The sequence below is a fragment of the Sphingobium sp. TCM1 genome (assembly GCF_001650725.1).
GTDB lineage: Bacteria > Pseudomonadota > Alphaproteobacteria > Sphingomonadales > Sphingomonadaceae > Sphingobium.
Genome location: NZ_LXVX01000004.1, coordinates 65,877 through 88,089, shown reverse-complemented (window position 1 = coordinate 88,089; position 22,213 = coordinate 65,877). Strand labels below are relative to the sequence as shown.

The window sequence follows — 22,213 nt, the reverse complement described above, 5'->3', positions numbered from 1 at the left end:
TCCATGCAGGTCGGCGTTTTTGTTCCCATCAACAACAATGGCTGGCTGATCAGCGAGAACGCCCCACAATATTTGCCCAGCTTTGATCTCAACAAGGAGATCGCCCAGCGGGCCGAGAAGCATGGGCTGGATTTCCTGCTCTCCATGATCAAGCTGCGCGGCTTCGGCGGCAAGACGCAATTCTGGGAATATGGCCTCGAAAGCTTCACGTTGATGGCAGGGCTTGCTGCGGTGACGGAGAAGATCAGAATCTTCGCAACTTGCCCCACGCTCATCATTCCGCCCGCCTTCGCCGCGCGCATGTGCAACACCATCGACAGCATCAGCCACGGCCGTTTCGGGCTCAATCTGATCACCGGCTGGCAGCCGCCCGAATATACGCAGATGGGTCTCTGGCCGGGCGACGAGCATTTTCGAAATCGCTACGACGTGCTCGATGAATATGCCCGCGTGCTGCGCGAGTTGTGGGAAATGGGTCGGTCCGACTTCAAGGGCAAATATTATCGGATGGAGGACTGCCTCGTCCGTCCGCAGCCAGAGGCGGACATGAAAATTATCTGCGCCGGCTCCTCCGACGCGGGATTGGCCTTCTCTGCGAAGTGGGCGGATTATGCGTTCTGCCTCGGCAAGGGTGTGAATACGCCGACAGCCTTCGCCTTCAATAACGATCGCCTTGCGAAGTTCACCGCGGAGACAGGCCGCGAGGTTTCGGTATTCGTGCTGGTCATGGTGATCGCTGCGGAGACGGATGAGGAAGCCATGGCCAAATGGCAGAGCTATAACGAGGGCGTAGACCTCGAAGCGATCGCCTGGCTGGCCGATCAGGGCGCAAGGGACACCGTGAACAGCGATACCAACGTACGCCAGCTCGCCGCGCCGGAAGGCGCCGTGAACATCAACATGGGCACGCTGGTCGGCAGTTACGAAAGCGTGGCGCGGATGCTCGACGAGATGGCCGAAGTGCCGAATACGGGCGGTGTACTGCTGACTTTCGACGACTTCCTCGAAGGCGTGGAGGCATTCGGCACCCGCATCCAGCCGCTCATGAAGAGCCGCGCCGGGATGTCGTGAGAACGGCATCCTTCAGCTTTGGCAGGATGGTTGAATGGAGCCTGGCCGTCCGCGCGCCTTGAACATCCACTTGGGAACGTAGAACGTCACTTGGCAGTTGCGATCCTGTAGGAGGACAGGATGGCATATAGCGACCGAATGACCTTGTTGGCGCGTATCGGCTTTGCCGCGCGCGGCCTTGTATATATCCTGATCGGATGGTTCGCGCTCGATGTCGCATTGCACGGAGGCGAGACGACCGACAATCAGGGCGCATTGGGAACCCTGGCCGATGCGCCGCTTGGACATATTCTCCTTGCAGTCTGTGCAGTGGGATTTTCTGGCTATGCGCTCTGGAGGCTTACAGAAGCGATCACGGACCCAGAGAAACGCGGTCGAACCTTGAAAGGGAAGTTTGAACGACTTGGCTACGCCATCAGCGGCATCTCCCATATCATGCTTGCGACCGCCGCCGGACGCCTTGCTCTGGAACAAACGGCAAAACAGCAGGGGAGTCCTGGAGACGAAAGCGCCCAGGGGTGGTCGGCCTGGCTTCTGGGACAGCCGGGGGGCGTATTCCTGCTCGTTCTCGCGGGAATCCTGCTCCTTATCATTGCGGCAGCGCAAGCGCTCAAAGCCTATAAGGCGCGATTTGACGAGCTTGGCGGCGATGTTCCGGCGCCCAGCTATGTGAGATGGATCGGACGATGGGGATATGCCGCACGCGCTCTGGTCTTCTCCCTCATCGGCTGGTTCATCATTTCGGCAGCGCTGAACCATGATCCAGATCGCGCTGGCGGTCTGGGCGAAGCGCTTGAGCAGTTGCGCGCGCAGGATGAAGGCGCCGTCTTACTGAGCGTCGTGGCCCTCGGCCTGGCGCTGTTCGGGCTGTTCAGCCTAATCGAGGCGCGGTACAGGAGGATGAAGGTCTATAGACCCGATTTCCTGCGGTGAAGCAAATCTTGCGGGTGTCGGTCCTGCGTGGCGAATAATCGGTCCGTACCGTTGTCTCAAGGGCCAAGGTCGTTGCGGAAGACATCGATCCGGCGGTGAAGAATCTCGAGCGCGAAGGCATCGTCGCCCTGGTCGCGGACATCACGATGGACGGCTTCGCAGAGCAGGCCGTATCGCTTGCAGTCGATACGGCCTGCTCGACATCCTCGTCAACAATGCCGGCCGCATCCTCTAATGTCACCGGCGCCTTCCTCCACGCGCGTGAAGCCCAGAAGGCGATGATGAAGATTGGTTCGGGTGCGATCGTGAACATCGCTTCCTATGCGTCCTACTTCGCCTTCCCAGGCATCGCGGCCTACCGCGTCCAAGGCGCGCTTGCCCAGATGACCCGAACCCAGGCTCTTGAAGCGATCGAGCACAACATCCGCGTCAATAATACCATCGGCGCCGGGGCCACGGTCACCAACTTGCTCAATCATTTCCGTGACGACGGCCACGCGTTCCTCGCCGAACATGGGCAGAATGCGACCATAGGACGCGCAGCCGACCCCAAGGAGATCGCGGAAATCGTGGCATTCCTCGCATCCGACCGCGCGAGCTTCATCGTCGGTTCCGTCGTGATGGCTGACGGCGGCATGAGCGTAGCCATCGGTCAAATCGGTGAGGCGGATGGCTCAGTCGAAGTCATCCGCCTGCCACATCGCATTAGAACGCGAGGCGGGTCGTGACCCATATGAAAAAGATTCCCGCTGCACGCAGGGCGGCGATGCCTGGAAACCTGGTCCAAGCGTCTCGCAGCATGGCTTCCTGTCGAACATCATGACCTTGGGCTGGCACTCTATGCTGCGATCCTCGCCTGCCCGGAAGGGCTGTTGCATGTGGAAAAATAACGAACGTAGGGAACTGATCGGGTGAGGGCGTCATCAACGTGCCGTCCACCGGCGTCCCACAATCAAACGAATTCCCCTTCCATTGTCCTATCGGCGTCAGTCGGATCGCTGCCCGTGCGTGTCTGGACCTGCCTCGCGTGGTCTAGGGCTTGCGGATCATGCCGCCGTCGACACAGAGCGTTTGGCCGGTGATGAAGGACGCTTCGTCAGACAACAGGAACAATACGGCGTTGGCCTGTTCGTCGGTTTCGCCAATGCGCCCGAGCGGCATCTGGCCGACGATGCCTGCGATCACCTTTTCGTCGACCTGCTGCATCGCACCGGTCATCGTTGGTCCGGGCGCGACGCCGTTGACGCGGATATTCTTGGGCCCAAGTTCCGCTGCCAGACTCATCGTGAGGCCATTGGTGCCGAGCTTGGATATACCGTAATAGGCACCGACGCTGCCTGACAGATAGGCGGCGGTGGAGGACTGGTTGACGATCGCGCCGCCGCCGCGGGCCTCCATCAACGGCACGATCGCGCGGGTGACGAACAGCGCGCCGTGCAAGTTCACCGCCATGAATTTCATATAATAGTCGATGTCGACGCTCATCAGCGGTTCGTAACGCATTCCGGCAAAGATCGCAGCGTTGTTGATTAGATAGTCAACCCCGCCAAACGCGGCCTTGGCGGCGTCCGCGAGCGCCTGGCAGGATGCGGGATCGGATACGTCGGTCTTCACGAAGATCGCCGCCTCTCCGATCTCGCTGGCGACCCGCCGGCCCTGTTCCTCGTTCAGTTCGGCGATGACGACTTTTGCCCCTTCGGAGGCGATCCGCTTGGCATAGGTTTCGCCGATGCCCTGTCCCGCGCCGGTGATGACAGCGACCTTGTTTTCAAAACGCATCAATCTCTCTCCATTGTCTTCGTTCGCCGCTTACGGTCAAGCGATCGCTCTCTATTACCAGCGGATGTGCATATTCCTCGTGGCGTGCAATCCAGGGAAGGCTGTCCTGTCGGCGTCGCTCGCCAGGCTGAAGGTTGGTACCCGCCGCAGCCAGTGCTCCAGCGCGATCCGCAATTCCTGCCGCGCAAGATGTGCGCCCAGGCAGATATGCGGACCGCTCGCCAGGGTAAAGTGCCGGTTGGCCTTGCGTTCCGGATCAAAATGACGGGGGCAGGGGAAAGCCTCCGGATCGAAATTGGCCGTCATCACCAGCGCCTGTACCCAGTCGCCCGCCTTCATCTCGATGCCATGCAGCGTCAGATCCTTGCGCAGCTGACGCATTCCCGCGATCAGGGGTTGCGTCCGAAGAAATTCCTCCACTGCACCGGTGATGAGTTCCGGATGATCACGCAGTCGCTTCTGAAGTTCATGGTCGAGCGCCAGGCGTCGGAACATCTTGCCCAGCGTCGAGGCGACCGTGTCCAGACCTCCGAGCCACAGTAGGAAGACCGCGCCCATCTTCTCCTCTTCGTTGAGAGGGCGGCCATCGACTTCGCCGTGCAGGATTTTGGACAGAAGGTCGTCCTGTGGCGCTGCCTCACGATCGGCCATGATCGCGCGCAGATAGGCCAGCACCTCGGTCAGTGCACCGCGCATGATGTCGAAGTTGCGGCTGTGCAGGATCTGGTCTTCCCAGGCGAGGAACTGGTCCAGCATGGCGTGTGGGAAGCCCATCAATGTCAGGAATACCTTCACCGGGAAGACGCGGGCGAAATCATAGGCGAAGTCGCCGCCGCTGTTCGCCAGGAACCCGTCGATCATCTCGTCGCACAGATTGCGGATATAGCCGTCAAGCTCGCCCACGGCCTTCGGCGTGAAGAAGGGATTGAGGAAACGACGATACATCATGTGTGCCTTGTCGTCATAGGACAAGGGCAGGTTGCGGAAGGTTTCGCCGATAAGACGCTGGAAATCCGACGATCCGCCGCTGATGAAATGCTCCGTGTCCTGATAGACCTTGGCGCAATCCTTGTAGCTGGTGACGACCCACATCCCGGTTGTTATCCAGGTCGCGGGGAAAGGGGACCACATGACCGGCGGCATATCCGCTGCACGCAGTCTCTCGTTCGGCAGATAGGGGTCGTCGAAATCATTAGGCGCCAGCCCCAGATATGCGCGCAGATCCCGGACCAGTTCCTTGGGCACATGATCGGGCACCGGGACATTCAGCACCACTGGCTCGGCCGGCGGCGGGCTCATCATGATTTCCATCAGGTCAGCCATTTTGCGGTTCCTTTCAAATTGTGTTCATTGTCCCGGTAGCGTCAGGCCGCCATCGGAACCGATCGGCATGTGCGGGCTCCATACGACTTCCCAGCCATTACCTTCCGGGTCGGCGAAATAGCCAGAATAGAGGCCCATATCGCGGTCGCGCACCGGACTGGCGACGGTAGCGCCGGCATCGATCGCCTTCTGGAAGACGCGATCGACCGCCTCCTTGGATTCGACGAAGATCGCCCAGATCGACTTGACGCCGTCGGCCTTGGGCAGGCCGCTTTCCTGCGCCTGATAGTCAGCGTTCAGGAAGACCAGAATGGACGTCCCGACCTTGTAGAGCACCGACATGTCGGAAGCCGGTCCCCAGGCGGTCCATCCCAGTCCCTGTTCATAGAATCGACGTAGCGCAGGTACATTTTCTGCGGCGGTCATGATCATGTTGATGCGCGGTTGCATCGCTCATCCTCCCTTGAAGCTGATTGTCTTGATGTTCGTGAATTCGTTGATGCCCTCATAGCCATATTCGCGGCCGTAACCCGACCGCTTGATGCCGCCGAACGGGGCGTAGCTGGACATCTTGCCACCGCCGCCATTGACGGCGACTCCGCCGGTGCGCAGTTGCAGCGCGATCTCATAGGCCTTGCCGACGTCGGCGGAAAAGACCGCACCCGACAGGCCGAAATCGCTGTCGTTGGCGATGGTGATCGCTTCCTCGTCCGTATCGTAGCCGATGACCACGCCGATCGGGCCGAACACCTCTTCCTGCGCGATGCGATGGTGGTTTTCCACGTCGGTGAATAGGGTCGGTTCGTAGAAGAAGCCCTTGTCCAAGCCTGCGGGGCGTTTGCCCCCCGTGACCAACCTGGCGCCCTGAGACAGCGCGATGTCGACATAATTCTGGGTGCGCGTCCGCGCGACTTCACGGATCAGCGGACCCATGGTGCTGGTCGGATCAGCCGGATCGCCGACTTTCACATGGGCGACCATCGCCTTCAATGTCTCGATATATTGCGCCTTGACCGAATTATGGACCAGATGGCGGGTCAGCAATGCGCAGCCCTGGCCGCAATGGACGGTAAAGCCCATCAAGCCGTTCATCGCCGCGCCCTGAAGATCGGCATCGGGGCGGACGATCAGTGCGGACTTCCCTCCCAGTTCCATCACCAGCCGTTTCAACGTCGGCGCCGCCTGCGCTTGGATCAGCGACCCTACCCTGTCCGACCCAGTGAAACTGACCAGATCGATCCGCTTGTCGGTCGTCAGCGCCTCACCCGCCGCGACATCGCCGGTGACGATGTTGAAAACGCCCCTGGGCAGGCCGACCTCGTCGGCGATCTCGCCCAGGATCAACGCTTCGAACGGGGTGTAGGGTGACGGTTTGAGGATGACCGTGTTGCCCATCAGAAGGGCAGGTACGACCTTGCCGACGTTGAGGAAGAAAGGGAAATTATAAGGGGTGATCGCGGACACGACGCCAACAGGATCGCGCACCATGACGCCTGCGCCAAGTGTGGTCGTGCCTTGCGCATTGGGCGTGGTCTCAACCGGCAGGGGCGTGATCGCAGGGCGGCCCGACAATTCGATCGCGGCCCGTGCATGTTGCATCGGGATGCCATATTGCAGGAATTGCGCGAGCATCTGGGTCGAACCGGCTTCCGCGACGATCAGGGCGATGATTTCCTGGGCGCGTCGGTCGATGGCATCGAGAAATTCGCTCATCTTGGCTTGGCGTTCCCGCTGCGAAAGGCGGGGCCACGGTCCTTTGTGGAAGGCGTCATGGGCCGCTGCTATCGCCGCTTCCACATGGGCAGACGTGCCGACCGGCGCATCGCCGATATTGCCCTCGGTCGCAGGATTGATAACCGCTTCCGTCTGGGTGGTCGTCACCCATTCGCCGTTGATGTAAAGCGCATTCTTGTTCTTCAGGATTGTCATCCGATGTCCTCTCGAAGGGCGATATTTTTGGGGATCAGTCTTCCGGCGCGATTGTCACGCGCGGGGCTTCGAGCGCGTCGTCCAGCCTGATCTGGCACGACAGGCGAGATGGGACGGTGCAATGGTCGCTGCTGTCAAGCAGGTGGTTCTCGTCGGCATTTGCCCGACCGACACGGTCGATCCAGTCATCATCGACGACTATGTGACAGGTCGCGCTGCTCAGGGACCCGCCACACAGGGCCGGCATCTCATCGACGCCCGAGTCGCGCAGCGCTTCCATCAGGCTCGTTCCCGGCTGCGCATCCAGTTGATGCACATCGCCACCACGAAGAACGGCTCGAACGCTGACCACAAACATTCTCCCGCAGACGTACCGCCGATCCTGCCGGCGGAACTTTCTCATCATTATGTTGCGAATTATGATACAATGAAATATATTTGTTTCAAGTCGATATTGATTAGTAGCCGGACGACCATCGGATTTTGGGAAAAATGCCTTGCGGAATGTGCTGCCGCGCAGCCTGCTCATCAGGCGTATGGACCGGGCGGGGTCGGGTCATCGGCGCGATATTGCGCCAGAAATTGCAGACACGCCGGCTGTCGTTTTCGGGATGCGGCGCAGTCCAGCAGGCTGAACATAGGAGATGATGCATGACGTTAGAGGGGAGAGTTGCAGTCGTGACTGGAGCATCCAAGGGGATGGGCAGTCACTTCGTCGATGCGCTGGTGGCGGCAGGTGCGCGCGTGGCGTGCCTGGCCCGCGCGTCGGTTGAACTCGATGCGGTGGTCGCACGACATGGCGGCATGGCAGCGGGATTTGCTTGCGATGTCGGCAATGCGGGGGCCGTCGATGCGGCAATCGCTGCCGCGGCGGATCGTTTCGGCCGCATCGACCTGCTGGTCAACAATGCCGCCATCTTTCATCCGTTCCTGGTCGAAGATGCGACCGTCCATCAGGTGGAACAGCATGTTGCGGTCAACCTGATGGGACCGATCTGGTGCATCCGGGCGGCGATCCCGCACCTGCGCAAATCCCAGGGGCAGATCGTGACGATCAGTTCGGAATCGGTGCGAATGCCCTTTCCCTATCTCACTGTCTATGCCGCGACGAAGGCGGCGGTCGAAGCCCTGTCGCAAGGGTTGCGCGACGAATTGCGCAGTGACGGCATCCGCGTGTCGGTGCTGCGCTCGGGGTCGGTGGCAGGCGGTACCGGAGGCCAGCATTGGGATGGCGAAGTGGCCCAGCGCTTCTTCGCCAAGATCCAGGAAACCGGACATGCCAGTTTCACCGGCGACTTTGCTGAGCCGACGACTATGGCGCTAACACTGGTGGCCATGGTTTCGCTGCCCCCCGACGTAAATCTTGATCTTGTGGAGGCTCGCTCGGCCAAACCCGCAACGCCGGACTCGCTCAGCAGGTCGGGGGCTAACAGGCACTGACCTTTCAGGGCGGCGCCGGAAAAAAATAGGCGCCGCCGCTGGCACTTCTGCCGTTCAGCGCCAGGCGGGTTCCTCCCACCAGGGATAGAAGCCCGGCATGTCCTGGCTGACCTTGTCAGGATAGATTGGCGCGCGCTTTTCCAGGAAGCTTGTGACGCCTTCGCCCGCATCAGCGCTGCGCCCGCGCGCGTAGACGGCGCGGCTGTCGATGCGATGGGCCTCCATCGGGTGGCTCATGCCCAGGCCGCGCCACAGCATCTGGCGCGTGAGCGACACCGAAACGGCAGCAGTATTCTCGGCGATCTCGCGGGCGATCTCTCGCGCAGTGTCCAGCAGTTCGTCGGGCGCATGGACCGATCGCAACAAGCCGCCGGCCAGTGCCTCGTCCGCCAGCATGACGCGACCGGTCGCGCACCATTCCATTGCCTTGCTGATGCCGACGAGCCGGGGGAGGAACCAGCTCGACGCCGCTTCCGGCACGATGCCGCGCCGGGCGAAGACGAAACCGATCTTGGCGCCATCGGCCGCGATGCGGATGTCCATCGGCAATGTCATGGTAATGCCCACGCCCACCGCGGGACCATTAATCGCCGCGATGACGGGCTTGAGGCTGTTGAAGATGCGCAGCGTTACCCGGCCGCCGGTGTCACGCACTTCTGCGTGGGACCAGTCGATACTGCCGTCCGCGCTGATGGGCCCGCCGTCGCGCACGGCATAGTTGAAGGTGTCGGCTCCCGCCTCCAGATCTGCGCCGGCACAAAAGCCCCGGCCCTCGCCGGTAACAATGACCACACGCACCAGATCATCCGCATCGCTGCGGTCGAACGCGGCGATCAGTTCCTGCGCCATGGTCGGATTGAAGGCGTTGAGCCGATCGGGCCGGTTGAGCGTAATGGTGGCGATTCCGTCGGCCACGTCATAGCGGATCGTTTCGAACATGGGGCTTTTCTCTCCTTATGCGCCAATATTTCAGCGTGCGCCGCGATCGCCGATCACGTCGATGACGGCATGGCGATCCTCACCCTTGAGCCAATAGTCATTGGCGCCTTCGACGTGCAAGCGCCAATGGACTTCAGCCGCATCGGCGTCGCCTGCCTCTACCAGCGCGATCAGGCGCGCGACCGATCGGACGCCAAGGCCGCGGAAGGCTAGCCAGGACGCATCTGGATCGGCCGGCTCGTGCAGGGCGGCATTGCGGTTTCGCTGGTGCCGTTCGAGCAGGGTCGCGATGGTATCGGCAGTCAGGGTGAGCATCTGGTTGCCGGTTAGTTCGACCAGCAGATGATGGAAACGGGCCATCGCTGCGCCGAGCGCAGGCCAGGCCCTGGCCTCCAGCAGTCCGTCGAGATCGGCATGGGCGCCCCGCAGGCGACCGATATCGCGCCGGTCGCAGCGCTGCGCGACCAGCCGCGCGGCAAAGGGCTCGAAGGCTAGGCGGGCCTCGTAAAGCTGTTCGATCGTCGTGCCGGCCGCTTGCAACGTCTGGCCTGTCATCCGCACCGCGCCTTCGCCACTGGGTTGCCGGACGCGGACACCCGTGCGGCTGCCGTGGCGCACCTCGATCAGCCGCTCGCTTTCCAACATGCGGAATGCTTCCCGCAAGGTGGGGCGCGACACGCCGAAGCGCTGCATCAGTTGCGGCGTAGGATCAAGCAGGCCGTCGGCAAAAGCGCCGGCCGCGATTTCGCGCCGCAACTGATCGGCGATCGCGTCGGACGCGCGTTGGCGGATCGGGGCGTGGTCAGTCATGGCGCGCCCCTGTCGGCGCTGCGTGCGAACGCTTCCTGGCTGCGCTTGTGGAGATAGGTCAATGCCCCCACCGGAATGCGGCTGCCCCCCGTCACCTGTACCACCGTGCCCGACGTCCAACTGCTTTCGTCGGCGGCGAAATATACGGCGAGCGGGCCGACATCGTCGACCACGCCCAGCCGCAGCAGGGGTACGGTCTCGATCTGGCGGCGGCGGCGATTCTCGCTATCCATCGCCGAGGAGCTTTCGGTCAGAACAACACCGGGCGCAATGGCATTCACGCGGATATTGAGATGCCCCCATTCGACCGCCATGGTCGCGGTGAGGCTTTCCACGCCCGCCTTTGCCGCGCCGTAATTGCCGGTCATTGGGCAAGGCTGAGAGCCGGAGCGCGAGGAGATATTGACGATCGATCCCCCGATGTCCCGCATCGCGCGCGCGGCAGCCTGCGCGGCGAAGAAGGTCCATTTGAGGTTGAGGTCGACGACCCGGTCCCATTGCCCTTCGTCCATGTCGATCAGCGGGCCGACATCGGCGGGCGTCGCGCTGCCGGCATTGTTGACCCAGCAGTCGATGCGCCCGCGCCCCTTGAGCGCCAGCGCTGCGGTGACCAGGTCGGCTATGCCCCGATGGCTCATGATGTCGCCGGGCGCGACAACGACATGGACACCTAATGCGCGTAATTCTGTGGCTGTCTCCTCCAGCGGACGCAGGCTGCGGCCGCTGATCACGATATCGGCACCCGCCATTGCCATGGCGCGGGCGATCCCGCGTCCGATACCCCGGCCACCACCCGTCACCACCACGGTCTTGCCCGTCAGGTCGAACATCATCCCTCTCTCCATACTACTTATCAAGGAACCCATCTGATATTGACATGGAAACCCTGTCAATATCAGATGGGTTCAGGGTCGGCATGAATCGGCCACGGCAGGAGAAGATGGCCATGGAGTTCGCCTGGACCGACGACCAGCGGGCGTATCGCGAGCGGGTGCGGGGTGCGCTCGAAGAATTGCTCCCGGCGGACTGGGACAGCCATTATGCGCCCCAGGGCTATGGATCGGACGACCAGATCGCCTTCAGCCGGACATTCTGCCCGCAACTGGCCGAACGCGACCTGCTGGTGCGTCACTGGCCCGAACAATGGGGCGGCCGAAGCGCCGATCCATGGGAACAGTTCATACTGGCCGAAGAGATGAAATGGCGCGGGGAACCGCGCGGCCCCCAATATATGAACGTCAACTGGCTTGGGCCGACGCTCATGAAATATGGCACGCCCCGGCAGAAGGCCGAGCATCTGGGCCGGATCGCGCGGGGTGAGGTAATCTGGTGCCAGGGCTATTCAGAGCCGGGGGCGGGCACCGATCTGGCCGCGCTCCAGACCCGCGCGCAGAAGGTGGAGGGCGGCTATGTCGTCAACGGCCAGAAAATCTGGACCAGTTATGCGGGGAAGGCCGATTTCTGTTTCCTGCTCGCGCGCACAGGCGCGGAGCGCAAGGCGATTTCCATCTTCCTGGTACCGATGGATTCAGCCGGGATAGAGGTGAAGCCTTTTCCGGGGCTCGTGAGCGAAGGGCATCTCAACGAGATGTTCTTTACCGACCTGTTCGTGCCCGACAGCGCCCGGGTGGGGGAAGAGGGCAAGGCCTGGGACATCATCACTTATGCGCTCAGCTTCGAGCGGGTCGGCATTCCGCGCTATCATGTAGGCAGAAAGCTGCTCGATCGCGCCATCGCACGATTGGCAGCGGAGGGGCGCGGCGATGATCCGATCATCAAGGCGAGGGTCGGCCGTATCCATGCCAAGTTCGAGGCAGCCCGCCTGTTGACCTATGTCGTCGTCGACGAACGCGCCAGGCAGGCGCCGCCCAGCGTCAACGGCAATATCAGCCGCATCGCCGCGTCTGAGGCCTGCACGGATCTCACCCATTTCCTGATGGAGTATCTGCCCGACATATTGGCCGGCGGCGACGCGATCCTGCGCGAATTCCATCGGGGCAACATCGCTGCGACCATCGCGGCAGGCACCTACGAGTTGCAACTCAACCTGATAGCGCGCGGCGCGCTTGACCTGCCGAAGGGGTAGACCATGGACATGGAACTGAACGGCGACCAGCAGATGCTGGTGGATGCGGTCCGTACTCTGGGGGCGAAATGGCGCGACATGCCGATGGGGCATGAGCGCGACTATAGCCATTTTGCCGCTGACCTTCAGGATGCGCTCGATGTGCACGGTTTTATGCGCGCCGGGGTGGATTGGGGAATGCTGGAGGCGGCGCTGGTGGTGCTGGAAATATCGCAGCTGCCGGTCGTGACAAGCGCCGGCGCGTCCGCGCTGGTGGCACCTGCATTGCTGGGCGGGACGCTCGACGATCCGATAGCGTTGCTGTCAGGCGACCTTGGCAAGGCGCAGCGGCTGCTGCCGGTGGCGCGCCATGGCCTGGCTGAGCGAAAAGGGCAGGCGGTTCTGCTCGATCTTTCAGGGATGGTCGTGGAGCCGGTCGAGTCCATCTTCGCCTATCCCTATGGCCGCTTCGTCACCGTACCGGATATGTCCGTGGCACGGCCCGTCGGGGATGCCGCCCGGCTGCGTCAATGGCATCGCGTCGCCATCGCTGTCGAATGTGCTGGCGCGGCGAAGGCTGCGATAACCCTGACCGTTCAGCATGTGAAGGACCGTATGGTGTTTTGCCGGCCGGTCGGATCGTTCCAGGCGGTGCAGCACCGGCTCGCCCAATGTCACCAGATCGCCTGCGCGATGCGGATGCTGGCCCTGTACGCCGCCTGGTCGGGCGAGGCGGTCGCGGCGGACATTGCGGCGACCTATGCGCAGGATCATGTCGGCAAGCTCGCCTTCGATCTGCACCAGTTCAACGGCGGCATGGGCGTGACGGCCGAGCATAAGCTGCATTTCTTCACCTATCGCCTGCGCGCGCTCCAGGCAGAACTCGGCGGTGCGGATGCGGCCGCCGGCGCGGTGTACGACGCGCTCTGGAACAGGGCTGCCTAGCTTTCTGCCAGCGTTCTTCAGGCCGGCGGAAAGCCGACGCTGGTCGCAATCTGTTGGGCGCAAGCGGCGATCATGCCTTCCAGGGTCACATCACTGCGCGCGCGATGGACATCCATCAAGGCGCCCAGTCGCTCCAGCATCATCATGATCGTGCCCGACATTGCGGCGGCAGGAGCGAAAGAGGGCGTGCGCCCCGCCTGCTGCGCCGCAACGATACGGTCGGCGAGCGCAACAAGCAGGGGCCTGACAGAATCCTCGCGCACATGGACGAATCGCACGTCGCCTTCCTCGGCGGCAAGATTGCGGGTGCGCAGCAGTGCCCGATGTCCGTCCCAGAAGGCGATGTACAGCCTGACGAGGCTGATGGCCTTTTCCATGCTGTTGTCCTGGGTCCATTCGCTGTCGAACAGTGCCATGATCTCCGGGGTGCTCTGCACCAGTTCCGCGCTTGCGGCGCAAACCACTTCGATCACGCTGTCGAAATAAAGATAGAAGGTGGCCGATGCGGTTTTGGCGCGCGCAGCGATATCCACGACCTTGATGTCGCGGATCGGAATGCTGTTCAGCAGATCTACGGTTGCGTCGATCAGGCGGCGGCGGGTCTTCAGACCTTTGGCGCCCATGCGTTGTCCGCTTTGATTCTCTTTCGGTTGCGCGAGCGCGGTTTTCATATTCATTCCTGCGGCGTCGGTACTGGCGGTTCGAAGTCTGTCCCTGACATTCGTCCGTCTTTGCAGAAGCATCGGATTCTTGCAAATGCACAAGGCATTTCCGTCGCAGCGTGGGTGCCACCCATCATGGTGGCGCCTGCGCAAGGCGATGGGTAGGATCGTGGTCATGGAAGATGCTATGACTGATCATCTGGCCGCAGAGGCCTTCGGCCCGCTTGGCGACCGGCCGATCATGTGGGTCGATTGCGCAGCGGCCAGCGCCGAAGGGATGGCGCGCCGATATCGGCAAGATACGCGGGCAATCGTCGTCGGGGTCGATCTGGCTGGGGCGTGCCCATCGCTTGACCCGGCTTTTTTCGACATGCTGCTGACCACCGTCGTGGCGCCGCCATCGCCATGGGTCGGCGTGGCGGCGAGGCGGATGGACGATCGGCAGAAGGCGATCGAGGCGCGCGTCGCCAATGCGCCGATGGCGGCCGGGATCGCGGTGGATGTCTTTCGCGCCTGCGATCATCTGCCTTTCGACCTTGGGATAGCGATGGAATCGCTTGGCTACTCCACCCTTCTGGCCGGGGGTGAATTTCGCAAGTGGCGGCAAGGCCGCGTGAGGCCAAGCACGATTGTCGATGAGGTCGATCGGCCGCAGGTCCGGGTCGAGCGCGATGGCGACCATGTCACGATTACGCTGGCCCGGCCCGATACGCGCAACGCGATGCGCGCGTCGATGCGGGATGCGCTGCACGAGGCGCTGTGCGCGGTGCTGGACGACCCGAGCCGCCCCGGCATGACGCTGCGCGGTGAGGGCGACTGCTTCTCGACCGGTGGCGACCTCGCCGAGCTCGGCAGCGCGGACGACATGGCGCAGGCCCACGCGATCCGGACGCTGCGATCCTGCGCGGCGCGTCTCCACGCATTGGGAGAACGCGCGCGCATCGACTTGCATGGCGCCTGCATCGGGTCCGGCATTGAAATCGCGGCCGCCGCACCGCACCGCACCGCCCGGCGGGGCACCTTCTTTCAGCTGCCGGAACTGGACATGGGGCTTATCCCCGGCGCGGGCGGTACGGTCTCCCTCGCCCGCGCCATAGGGCGACATCGCGCCAGCTACATGCTGTTCAGCGGTCGGCGGGTCGCCCTGGCCGAGGCGGTGCAATGGGGTTTGGTGGAGGCGGCGGCATGAATGCGGCCCGGCGTGCCGCCGTCCTGCTGGCGGAACGGATCGAGACTGCGACGGCAGCTTTTGGCAGGCGCGTGTCGCTCGACCCGCAGGCCGTGCTGGATCGTAGCGGCGACATAGTGCTGGGTGAACCGGGGGCGATATCGCCCAACGGCCATTGCCGGATACTGGCGGCAGCGGACGGGTGGGTCGCGCTCAATCTCGCGCGGCCCAGCGACCTGGAACTGATGCCGGCCTGGATCGGCGCAGAAATCGACGATGATCCATGGCAGGCGGCCCGCAATCATGCTGCAGTGACAGCCGCCGCGCATTTGATCGAAACGGGCCTCCTGCTCGGTCTGCCCGTGGCGCGTGTCGGCGAAGTTGGGAAGGGCAGTTTGTCGCCCGCTCTTGTCACCATGGGCGCTGGCGACAGCCCGAAGGCGGCGCCGGTCATTCTCGACCTGTCGAGTCTCTGGGCCGGGCCCCTGTGCGGAGCCATCCTGGCGGAGATGGGCGCACAGGTGATGCGCGTCGAGGATCCGGCGCGGGCCGATCCTACCCGCGTCACGACGCCGCATCATTTCGCGCGGCTGAGCCGTGGGAAAGCGGAACGGCGCTTCTCCTTTGGCACAGAGGCCGGACGCGCCCGGCTTTTTGCATTGGCCAGTGTCGCCGATGTCCTCATCACCAATGCCCGGCCCCGCGCCTTTGAAAGCCTGGGTCTGGCACCGGCGCGGCTGTTCGCCGCAAACCCGGCGCTTATTTGGGTGGCGATAACCGGCCATGGCTGGACCGGCAAAGAGGCGGGCAGGGTCGCCTTCGGCGACGATGCCGCCGCAGCCGGGGGACTGGTCGACTGGGTCGAGGGCGGGCCGCACTTTATGGGCGATGCGCTGGCCGATCCGCTGACCGGCATGGCCGCGGCATTGGCGACGATCAAGGCGATGCAAGCGGGCGGTGGCGTTCTGGTGGATGCAGCCATGGCGCAGGTCGCGGCCGGTGCCGCACAGATGATGGCATGAAGATGCCGCGGCGGTCGGTCGATGTCGCAGGCCGCCCTGTCGATCTACGGGGTGCGGGCGGCCGGATCGCTGCCCGCTGGCGGTCGCGCCCATCGCTCTTTGATTAATGCATGTCAGGGCAACTTTCCGGGAAGGCGTCGCGATCCCGAACTGAGTGGGCATTTGACACCAGCGTGTCAAAATGACATGGCGTCAGTTGCTGGAGGCCAAAGGACGGCACCGGCAGGAGAGGATCAATGACCTTAGCGATCGACCTGGGTGGCAGGACCGCCATCGTCACTGGCGGTGGTGGCGGTCTGGGTCGCGCCATTGCGATCCGCCTGGCGCAGGCGGGCGCACATGTGGCGATCGGCGATATCGTTCCTGAACGCTGCGAGGAAGTCGCCATCCGAGTCCGCGAGGCGGGGCAGCAGCCTCTGCCATACCCCATGGACGTGATGGACGGCGATCAGGTGCGAGCGCTGGTAGCCGCCGCCGATGCGCAATTCGGCAGGGTCGACATATTGGTGAACAATGCCGGCGGTGTCTCGCGCCGAATGTTCGCCGACCAGTCTCAGCGAAGCTGGCAGCGCCATATCGATATCAACTTTACCAGCATGTTGGCCGCTACCCATGCCGTCATCCCGATCATGCGGCGCGGCGGGCAGGGCGGCGCGATCGTCGGCGTCAGCAGTATGGAAGGGTCACGCGCCGCCCCCGGTTTTGCGGTTTATGCCGCTTGCAAGGCCGCGATGGAAAGCTTCACCAAGTCGATGGCGCTGGAGCTGTCGGCCGACGGCATCCGGGTAAACTGCATCGCGCCAGACCACACGGTGACGCCGGGCAATCGCGGCAATCGGTCCGGGCCGGTCGATCCGACCAGTTGGGTCCAGCCCAGCCCCGAAATGGAGGACGCGATGTGCCGCGCCATACCACTGGGTCGCGAGGGCGTGGACATGGAGTGTGGCGACGCGGTCGCCTTCCTCTGTTCGGATCGTGCGAGCTATATCACCGGCGTTACCCTGCCGGTTGATGGCGGGACGATGGCGGCGTCTGGATGGCACCGAGGCACACGGGGCAACTGGACCTTGGCGGAAGGACTGAATTTTGACTGACAGCACGACAAGGCCGCCGATGATCGTCGAGCGGCACGGCGAAATCGCGATCCTGACCCTCGACCGTCCCGACGCGATGAACCCGCTCGGACACAAGGGCGACGGCGCGGCGATCGAGGCGATCTGCCAGGATCTCAACGCCGATCTGTCACTTCGCTGCGCGATCCTGACCGGCGCGGGGCGGGCCTTTTCCGCTGGCGGCGATGTCAAGGCGATGGCAGATCCGGAGAGCGCCTTTTCGCGTGGCGGCCTCATCACCCGCGATCATTACCGTAACAATATCCATCGCGCGGCGCGGGCGATCCATGGCCTTGACCTGCCGCTTATCGCAGCGGTCAACGGTGCCGCCATCGGCCTGGGCTGTGACGTTGCCTGCATGGCCGACATCCGCATCGCGTCTGACCGGGCGAAATTCGGCGTCACCTTCCTCAAGCTGGGCCTTGTACCGGGCGATGGCGGCGCCTGGCTGCTGCCGCGCACCATCGGAATGAGCCGCGCGGCGGAATTGTTCTTCACCGGCGACCTGATCGACGCGGATACCGCCATGGCATGGGGGCTGGTCAGCCGGGTAGTCCCGCATGAAAGGCTGATGGACGAGGCACTTTCGCTGGCCGGGCGGATTTGCGCGCAGCCGCCCCATTCTCTGCGCCTCACCAAATCGCTGCTGCGTCAGGGGCAGAGCGCCACCTATGACGCGGCGCTGGAAGATGCGGCAACGGCGCAGGTGATGAGTCATGCCACCGCCGACTATCGCGAAGGGGTAAGCGCTCTGATCGAAAAACGCGCTCCCCGGTTCAAGGGAGAATGACATGACCGCCGACCCGCATCTGGCCTTCATGCCGGAAGATGATTGCTATCACCAACTGTCGGACGATCCCTATGAGACGGAAACCAACTGGTGGTCGTTCAATATACCCGAGCGCAAGATCGGCTGCTGGATCCACACGCCCTATTATCCCAACCGCAAGACGGTGACCTGGCGCATCTTCGTCTGGGACGATCAGGGGATCGAGCCGGGACGGCTGGCCTATTACAAGAAGGTCGAGGAAGCGCCGATGCCGGACGACCCGGACCTGCGCGACATCAGCTTCCCCAAGGGCGGCTACAGCCTCAAGATGCTGGAGCCCGGGATGAAATATCATCTGGCCTATGAGGACAAGGAGCGCGGCTTCGCGCTCGATTTCATACATAGCGGCGTCCATCCGCCGCACCGCTTCCAGCCGGGCGAGCCGCCATTCATGCAGACGCCGCATTTCGACCAGCTGGGCCATGTCATGGGCACTATGACCTTGCGCGGCGAGAAGATCGCGATCGACGGCGTGGGCGTGCGGGATCGGACCTGGGGACCGCGCGGCGGCCCGTATCAGACCAGTCAGAAGAGACATGCCGACGACAGCCAGCGGGTGAAGCATCCCGGTGGGCCGCTCTGGCGCCAGATCGAGCGCGAGCGCGGGCGGGGACGGATCGACTATATTTATGGCCACAGCCTCGACTTCCAGACCGGCTTTCTCGGCTTCGTGCGGATGCAGGATGGCGACGCGAAAGGGTGGGCGCCGATGAATGTCGGCTGGTTGCTCAAGGACGGCGTGTTCGGAGAGATCGACAAGACGAAATCGCGGATGCTCAACTTCCGCGATCCCGTCGCGGGCTGGAACAGCCATATGCTGGTCGATCTCGCCGATACCACCGGTCGCACGCTTGAAGCCGAAGGCCAGTCGGTCAGCCGGATGAGCGAGGGCGGCTACGGTCTCAACCAGTTGATGCGGTGGGAGATGGACGGCAAGATCGGCTGGGGTGAGGATCAGGACGTATGGGTGGGCGACCATTTCGCGCGAATGCTGAATGCGCTGAGGACGACGCGGTGAGCGATCCCAAGGCGCTTCTCCCCCAAGGTCTGGGCGATGCGGTGGAGCGGGCCGCCAGCGCCATCATCACGCAGGTGGTGCCGCGCGGCGGCGGCGGGGCGTCGCGCTCCGGCGCCGAGCTATCCCTGCAATGGCCCGACGGGACAGTCCGTCACGCCTATATGAATTACGATGTCTATCGGGCGGGAGCGGGCGACGATGCCGCTTTCCTGCGCGAGGCCGGCATATTGCGGGCCTTGTCTGGACCTCTCCGCCATGCTTGCGTCCGAACGGCCCCTTACATCACCAGCGTGCCCGAACTGCGCGCGCTTGTGACGGAAAAGGTGGCAGGCGAAGCCAATTTTCATACCGTTCGTGATCCCGCGCTGCGCTCTGCCATCGCGGCCGACCTGATGGGCCAACTGGCGGCGCTTCATCGCATCGATGCCACGAGCGTGGAGGGGCTGGGCGCCGTGCGGACTGTGCGTGACGAGATATTGACGCGGACGCAGGCGATCCGCGCGCATGTGCGCGCTCATGGCGACGACCCGCTGATCCATCTTGCGCTTGACTGGCTGGAAAACAACGTGCCACCCGAACCCGCCCGCGTTGTCGTCGTTCATGGCGACTGGGGGGCAGGCAATTTCATGTTTGAGGGCGACCGGGTGACGGCGCTGCTCGACTGGGAGCTGGTCCATTTCGGCGATCCGATGGCGGACATGGCGATGCTGTGCCTGCGCGGGCTGTTCCAGCCGCTGGTGCCGCTGCCCGAAGCCTTCGCCGCCTATGAGGCTGCCGGCGGCGAGACGGTCGATCTCGATCGGGTGCGGTACTGGCGTCTCTTGTTCCAGACCGGTTTCGCCAGTCGCGCCCGCCATGAGGATCCGGACGCGCCGCCGCCGCCAAACCTTGGCATGAACATGGTCTATTCGATGGTCCATCGTCGCGTGCTGGCGCAAGCGCTGGCGGAAGCGAGCGGCATCGACCTGCCCGAAGTCGAGATGCCCGATGCCGCGCCCGGCGCGCTCGATCGGTCGTTCAACATCGCCCTTGACGATCTGCGCGATATCATCGTGCCGCGCATTGCCGACCAGCAGGCGTCGGTCAAGGCCAAGGGACTCGCCCGGCTCGTCAAATGGTGGCAGGCCCATGCCCGCTACGGCCCTGGCTATGACGCGGCCGAGCGCAACGAACTGGCGCGGGCGCTGGGGCGATCCTTCGCAACTCGGACCGAAGGTCGTGAGGCGCTGCGCGACGCGGTGCTGGCCGGGACGATCGACAGGGCGGTTGCGATCTCGCTGGTCCATGCCCGCGTCGTTCGGGAGAATGCCCTGATGGCCGACGCCATGGGCAGCCTGGCAACAACCCACTTCGCGCCGCTGGAATAGCATAGAGGCAGGGCTTGTCTGGACCCGCCCGGCCGCGTCGCGCCGGGCGACCTTGAACCATGTCCTCGAATTTTGCGCCCCACGCGCCCGTTTGGGCAGATATCGGATGACGGTTTACATGCGTCCCATCGCACGATAAAAGACTGACACAATGTCAGCTATTGATCTCCGCATTGGACGGAGGCGTGGCGCGATAGGGAGATGGACGATGCCGGACCGGCTGATTGGAAGCGCGCAATGACCAGGGTCATGGAGGGCGTGCGTGTTCTGGAAGTAGCGCAATTCACTTATGTGCCGGCAGCCGGCGCGGTGCTGGCCGATTGGGGCGCCGACGTGATCAAGATCGAGCATCCGGTGCGCGGAGACGCCCAGCGCGGCATCCAGATGCTGGCGCGTCTCGCAGTCAACCCGCAGCGCAGCAGCCTGATGCAGCATCCCAATCGCGGCAAGCGCTCCGTCGGGATCGATGTGTCCACGCCCGAAGGACAGGAGCTGATCTACGAACTCGCCAGGAACTGCGATGTGTTCCTGACCAACTACCTGCCCCAGCAGCGGCAGAAGCTGCAGATCGACCTGGAGCATATCCGGGCGGCCAATCCGGATATCATTTATGTGCGCGGGTCGGCCTTTGGCGAAAAGGGGCCGGAGCGGGAGAAGGGTGGTTTCGATTCCACGGCTTTCTGGGCGCGGGGTGGTTCGGCCAAGCTGGTCAGTCCGCCCGAACTGGGTGGTCCGCTACTCCAGCCCGGCCCGGCCTATGGCGACACGATTGGTGGCATGAACCTGGCGGGCGGGATCGCTGCCGCGCTGTTCCATCGTGAACGGACCGGCGAGGCGACGGAGGTCGATGTGTCGCTGCTCTCATCCGGCATTTGGGCCACGGCGTGCAGCATCGATGTCGCGATGGAGCTGGACACGGTTCCGTTCCGGTCGGCCATGCCCGGCCAAGAGGACGCGGGCACCAACCCCTTTGTCGGTGTATTCGAAACCGCCGATGGCGGACATATCAATCTGACCGTTCTTAAGCCGGGTCCGTTCATCCAGGATGTCTTCGAGCATCTGCATATCGCCGAACATGCAAGCGATCCCCGCTTCGCGACCGATGTCGAACTGATGGCCCATGCAGCCGATGCGCAGGCGCTGGTGCGCGAAGCTTTCAAGCAGCATCCATTCAAATATTGGCTGGAGCGCCTGAAGACGATGAAGGGCCAGTGGGCTGCCTACCAGACGGTGCTCGATGTCGCGACCGACGAACAGGTGCTGGCCAACGACCTGATCTTCGAAGTGGAATCCGCCGATGGCGGCGCACCCATCCGGCTCGTCGCCAATCCGGTCCAGTTCAACAAGGCGGGCGTCCAGACCACCCGCGCGCCCGAACCCAGCGAACATACCGAACTGGTGCTGATGGAACTGGGCCTGGACTGGGACAGGATCGAGGAACTGAAGAACAAGGGCGCGATCGCCTGATCGCCCTTTCCAGGAGGAAAAGACATGCAGTTGAAGCCGGGATCGCGCTGGAAAAGTGCGGTATGCGATACCGAAGTCGTCGTGGTGCGCCCTCCCAAGTGCGATGTGGTGCTGGAATGCGGCGGGGCACCGATGGTCGCGAAGGACGCGCCCGTGCCGGAGGGGCTGGAACTGTCCGCCGATCTGGCCGGGGGCACGTCGGTCGGCAAGCGCTATTTCAGCGATGCGATCGGTATCGAGGTGCTGGGCAGCAAGGCCGGCAAAGGGTCGCTCTCCGCCAATGGCGTGCCGCTCGCACTCAAGGAAGCCAAGGCGCTTCCTGCGTCCGACTGAT

23 protein-coding genes are annotated in these 22,213 nt (G+C 63.3%); 14 read left to right on the top strand and 9 right to left on the bottom strand.

Going from position 1 to position 22,213, the window contains the following annotated elements:
- Positions 1-3 precede the first annotated feature (3 nt).
- From rutA to A7Q26_RS04190, 3 genes are all read left to right on the top strand, one after another.
- A complete protein-coding gene (rutA, locus tag A7Q26_RS04200) occupies positions 4-1,071 on the top strand; it encodes a pyrimidine utilization protein A (protein ID WP_066856960.1) in 1,068 nt (355 codons plus the stop codon).
- 138 nt (positions 1,072-1,209) lie between these two features.
- The gene (locus A7Q26_RS04195) at positions 1,210-2,004 is read left to right on the top strand and encodes a DUF1206 domain-containing protein (RefSeq protein ID WP_198162842.1); all 795 of its coding nucleotides are present in this window, start codon (positions 1,210-1,212) and stop codon (positions 2,002-2,004) included.
- A gap of 95 nt (positions 2,005-2,099) precedes the next feature.
- Complete coding sequence (locus A7Q26_RS04190) at positions 2,100-2,732, top strand: SDR family oxidoreductase (protein WP_066856955.1); 633 nt, start codon at positions 2,100-2,102, stop codon at positions 2,730-2,732.
- Between the two features lie 304 nt (positions 2,733-3,036).
- Here the strand turns inward: A7Q26_RS04190 and A7Q26_RS04185 are convergent, their stop codons facing one another.
- The 5 genes from A7Q26_RS04185 to A7Q26_RS04165 are packed head-to-tail and all read right to left on the bottom strand — an operon-like array spanning position 3,037 to position 7,315.
- On the bottom strand, positions 3,037-3,783 hold the full coding sequence (locus A7Q26_RS04185; RefSeq protein WP_066856952.1) for an SDR family oxidoreductase: 747 nt from the start codon (positions 3,781-3,783) through the stop codon (positions 3,037-3,039).
- Positions 3,784-3,837: 54 nt separating this feature from the next.
- Positions 3,838-5,106, bottom strand: coding sequence for a cytochrome P450 (locus A7Q26_RS04180; protein ID WP_228221204.1), 1,269 nt, complete (start codon positions 5,104-5,106; stop codon positions 3,838-3,840).
- 24 nt (positions 5,107-5,130) lie between these two features.
- Positions 5,131-5,556, bottom strand: a complete 426-nt coding sequence (locus A7Q26_RS04175) for a VOC family protein (RefSeq protein WP_066856949.1) — start codon at positions 5,554-5,556, stop codon at positions 5,131-5,133.
- Between the two features lie 3 nt (positions 5,557-5,559).
- Positions 5,560-7,035: an aldehyde dehydrogenase family protein gene (locus A7Q26_RS04170; RefSeq protein ID WP_066856946.1), complete on the bottom strand. Its 1,476-nt coding sequence runs from the start codon at positions 7,033-7,035 to the stop codon at positions 5,560-5,562.
- Between the two features lie 34 nt (positions 7,036-7,069).
- Positions 7,070-7,315, bottom strand: coding sequence for a ferredoxin (locus A7Q26_RS04165; RefSeq protein WP_332308759.1), 246 nt, complete (start codon positions 7,313-7,315; stop codon positions 7,070-7,072).
- Positions 7,316-7,713: 398 nt separating this feature from the next.
- Here A7Q26_RS04165 and A7Q26_RS04160 point away from each other — a divergent pair, with 398 nt between their 5' ends.
- Positions 7,714-8,475 carry an SDR family oxidoreductase gene (locus A7Q26_RS04160; protein ID WP_198162841.1) on the top strand — a complete coding sequence of 254 codons (762 nt, stop codon included), beginning with the start codon at positions 7,714-7,716 and terminating at the stop codon, positions 8,473-8,475.
- A gap of 54 nt (positions 8,476-8,529) precedes the next feature.
- Here A7Q26_RS04160 and A7Q26_RS04155 read toward each other — a convergent pair whose 3' ends face one another.
- The 3 genes from A7Q26_RS04155 to A7Q26_RS04145 are packed head-to-tail and all read right to left on the bottom strand — an operon-like array spanning position 8,530 to position 11,057.
- Positions 8,530-9,414 carry a crotonase/enoyl-CoA hydratase family protein gene (locus A7Q26_RS04155; RefSeq protein WP_066856938.1) on the bottom strand — a complete coding sequence of 295 codons (885 nt, stop codon included), beginning with the start codon at positions 9,412-9,414 and terminating at the stop codon, positions 8,530-8,532.
- Positions 9,415-9,444: 30 nt separating this feature from the next.
- Positions 9,445-10,224, bottom strand: coding sequence for a FadR/GntR family transcriptional regulator (locus A7Q26_RS04150; RefSeq protein WP_066856935.1), 780 nt, complete (start codon positions 10,222-10,224; stop codon positions 9,445-9,447).
- Entirely contained in the window at positions 10,221-11,057 is an 837-nt protein-coding gene (locus tag A7Q26_RS04145; RefSeq protein WP_198162840.1) for an SDR family NAD(P)-dependent oxidoreductase, read from the bottom strand. Before A7Q26_RS04145 ends, A7Q26_RS04150 begins: the two co-directional genes overlap by 4 nt.
- A 107-nt stretch (positions 11,058-11,164) precedes the next feature.
- Here A7Q26_RS04145 and A7Q26_RS04140 point away from each other — a divergent pair, with 107 nt between their 5' ends.
- Positions 11,165-12,310 carry an acyl-CoA dehydrogenase family protein gene (locus tag A7Q26_RS04140; protein ID WP_198162839.1) on the top strand — a complete coding sequence of 382 codons (1,146 nt, stop codon included), beginning with the start codon at positions 11,165-11,167 and terminating at the stop codon, positions 12,308-12,310.
- 3 nt (positions 12,311-12,313) lie between these two features.
- On the top strand, positions 12,314-13,234 hold the full coding sequence (locus A7Q26_RS04135; protein ID WP_066856932.1) for an acyl-CoA dehydrogenase family protein: 921 nt from the start codon (positions 12,314-12,316) through the stop codon (positions 13,232-13,234).
- A gap of 17 nt (positions 13,235-13,251) precedes the next feature.
- Here the strand turns inward: A7Q26_RS04135 and A7Q26_RS04130 are convergent, their stop codons facing one another.
- Positions 13,252-14,073, bottom strand: coding sequence for a TetR family transcriptional regulator (locus A7Q26_RS04130; protein WP_157102448.1), 822 nt, complete (start codon positions 14,071-14,073; stop codon positions 13,252-13,254).
- Between the two features lie 10 nt (positions 14,074-14,083).
- Between A7Q26_RS04130 and A7Q26_RS04125 the strand changes: the two genes are divergently transcribed.
- The 8 genes from A7Q26_RS04125 (at position 14,084) to A7Q26_RS04090 (ending at position 22,212) form a co-directional block, all read left to right on the top strand.
- Positions 14,084-15,085 (top strand): enoyl-CoA hydratase/isomerase family protein, encoded by a 1,002-nt coding sequence (locus tag A7Q26_RS04125; RefSeq protein WP_198162838.1) that lies wholly within the window; start codon positions 14,084-14,086, stop codon positions 15,083-15,085.
- The gene (locus tag A7Q26_RS04120; RefSeq protein ID WP_066856927.1) at positions 15,082-16,086 is read left to right on the top strand and encodes a CoA transferase; all 1,005 of its coding nucleotides are present in this window, start codon (positions 15,082-15,084) and stop codon (positions 16,084-16,086) included. Before A7Q26_RS04125 ends, A7Q26_RS04120 begins: the two co-directional genes overlap by 4 nt.
- Before the next feature lie 236 nt (positions 16,087-16,322).
- Positions 16,323-17,180, top strand: a complete 858-nt coding sequence (locus A7Q26_RS04115) for an SDR family NAD(P)-dependent oxidoreductase (RefSeq protein WP_066856925.1) — start codon at positions 16,323-16,325, stop codon at positions 17,178-17,180.
- Positions 17,173-17,988 carry a crotonase/enoyl-CoA hydratase family protein gene (locus A7Q26_RS04110; RefSeq protein ID WP_332308758.1) on the top strand — a complete coding sequence of 272 codons (816 nt, stop codon included), beginning with the start codon at positions 17,173-17,175 and terminating at the stop codon, positions 17,986-17,988. Before A7Q26_RS04115 ends, A7Q26_RS04110 begins: the two co-directional genes overlap by 8 nt.
- Before the next feature lies 1 nt (position 17,989).
- Positions 17,990-19,045 carry a DUF7065 domain-containing protein gene (locus A7Q26_RS04105; protein ID WP_066856920.1) on the top strand — a complete coding sequence of 352 codons (1,056 nt, stop codon included), beginning with the start codon at positions 17,990-17,992 and terminating at the stop codon, positions 19,043-19,045.
- On the top strand, positions 19,042-20,412 hold the full coding sequence (locus A7Q26_RS04100) for a phosphotransferase (RefSeq protein ID WP_198162837.1): 1,371 nt from the start codon (positions 19,042-19,044) through the stop codon (positions 20,410-20,412). Before A7Q26_RS04105 ends, A7Q26_RS04100 begins: the two co-directional genes overlap by 4 nt.
- A 237-nt stretch (positions 20,413-20,649) precedes the next feature.
- Positions 20,650-21,879 carry a CaiB/BaiF CoA transferase family protein gene (locus A7Q26_RS04095; RefSeq protein ID WP_157102447.1) on the top strand — a complete coding sequence of 410 codons (1,230 nt, stop codon included), beginning with the start codon at positions 20,650-20,652 and terminating at the stop codon, positions 21,877-21,879.
- Positions 21,880-21,903: 24 nt separating this feature from the next.
- Positions 21,904-22,212 (top strand): hypothetical protein, encoded by a 309-nt coding sequence (locus tag A7Q26_RS04090; RefSeq protein WP_066856914.1) that lies wholly within the window; start codon positions 21,904-21,906, stop codon positions 22,210-22,212.
- Position 22,213: the final 1 nt, after the last annotated feature.

Bases quoted from the DNA above. Each gene is read 5' to 3' on its own strand.
- rutA (WP_066856960.1), top strand. From the start codon at position 4: ATGCAGGTCGGCGTTTTTGTTCCCATCAACAACAATGGCTGGCTGATC.
- A7Q26_RS04195 (WP_198162842.1), top strand. From the start codon at position 1,210: ATGACCTTGTTGGCGCGTATCGGCTTTGCCGCGCGCGGCCTTGTATAT.
- A7Q26_RS04185 (WP_066856952.1), bottom strand. From the start codon at position 3,783: ATGCGTTTTGAAAACAAGGTCGCTGTCATCACCGGCGCGGGACAGGGC.
- A7Q26_RS04180 (WP_228221204.1), bottom strand. From the start codon at position 5,106: ATGGCTGACCTGATGGAAATCATGATGAGCCCGCCGCCGGCCGAGCCA.
- A7Q26_RS04175 (WP_066856949.1), bottom strand. From the start codon at position 5,556: ATGCAACCGCGCATCAACATGATCATGACCGCCGCAGAAAATGTACCT.
- A7Q26_RS04170 (WP_066856946.1), bottom strand. From the start codon at position 7,035: ATGACAATCCTGAAGAACAAGAATGCGCTTTACATCAACGGCGAATGG.
- A7Q26_RS04165 (WP_332308759.1), bottom strand. From the start codon at position 7,315: ATGGAAGCGCTGCGCGACTCGGGCGTCGATGAGATGCCGGCCCTGTGT.
- A7Q26_RS04155 (WP_066856938.1), bottom strand. From the start codon at position 9,414: ATGTTCGAAACGATCCGCTATGACGTGGCCGACGGAATCGCCACCATT.
- A7Q26_RS04150 (WP_066856935.1), bottom strand. From the start codon at position 10,224: ATGACTGACCACGCCCCGATCCGCCAACGCGCGTCCGACGCGATCGCC.
- A7Q26_RS04145 (WP_198162840.1), bottom strand. From the start codon at position 11,057: ATGATGTTCGACCTGACGGGCAAGACCGTGGTGGTGACGGGTGGTGGC.
- A7Q26_RS04140 (WP_198162839.1), top strand. From the start codon at position 11,165: ATGGCCATGGAGTTCGCCTGGACCGACGACCAGCGGGCGTATCGCGAG.
- A7Q26_RS04135 (WP_066856932.1), top strand. From the start codon at position 12,314: ATGGACATGGAACTGAACGGCGACCAGCAGATGCTGGTGGATGCGGTC.
- A7Q26_RS04130 (WP_157102448.1), bottom strand. From the start codon at position 14,073: ATGACCACGATCCTACCCATCGCCTTGCGCAGGCGCCACCATGATGGG.
- A7Q26_RS04125 (WP_198162838.1), top strand. From the start codon at position 14,084: ATGACTGATCATCTGGCCGCAGAGGCCTTCGGCCCGCTTGGCGACCGG.
- A7Q26_RS04120 (WP_066856927.1), top strand. From the start codon at position 15,082: ATGAATGCGGCCCGGCGTGCCGCCGTCCTGCTGGCGGAACGGATCGAG.
- A7Q26_RS04115 (WP_066856925.1), top strand. From the start codon at position 16,323: ATGACCTTAGCGATCGACCTGGGTGGCAGGACCGCCATCGTCACTGGC.
- A7Q26_RS04105 (WP_066856920.1), top strand. From the start codon at position 17,990: ATGACCGCCGACCCGCATCTGGCCTTCATGCCGGAAGATGATTGCTAT.
- A7Q26_RS04095 (WP_157102447.1), top strand. From the start codon at position 20,650: ATGACCAGGGTCATGGAGGGCGTGCGTGTTCTGGAAGTAGCGCAATTC.
- A7Q26_RS04090 (WP_066856914.1), top strand. From the start codon at position 21,904: ATGCAGTTGAAGCCGGGATCGCGCTGGAAAAGTGCGGTATGCGATACC.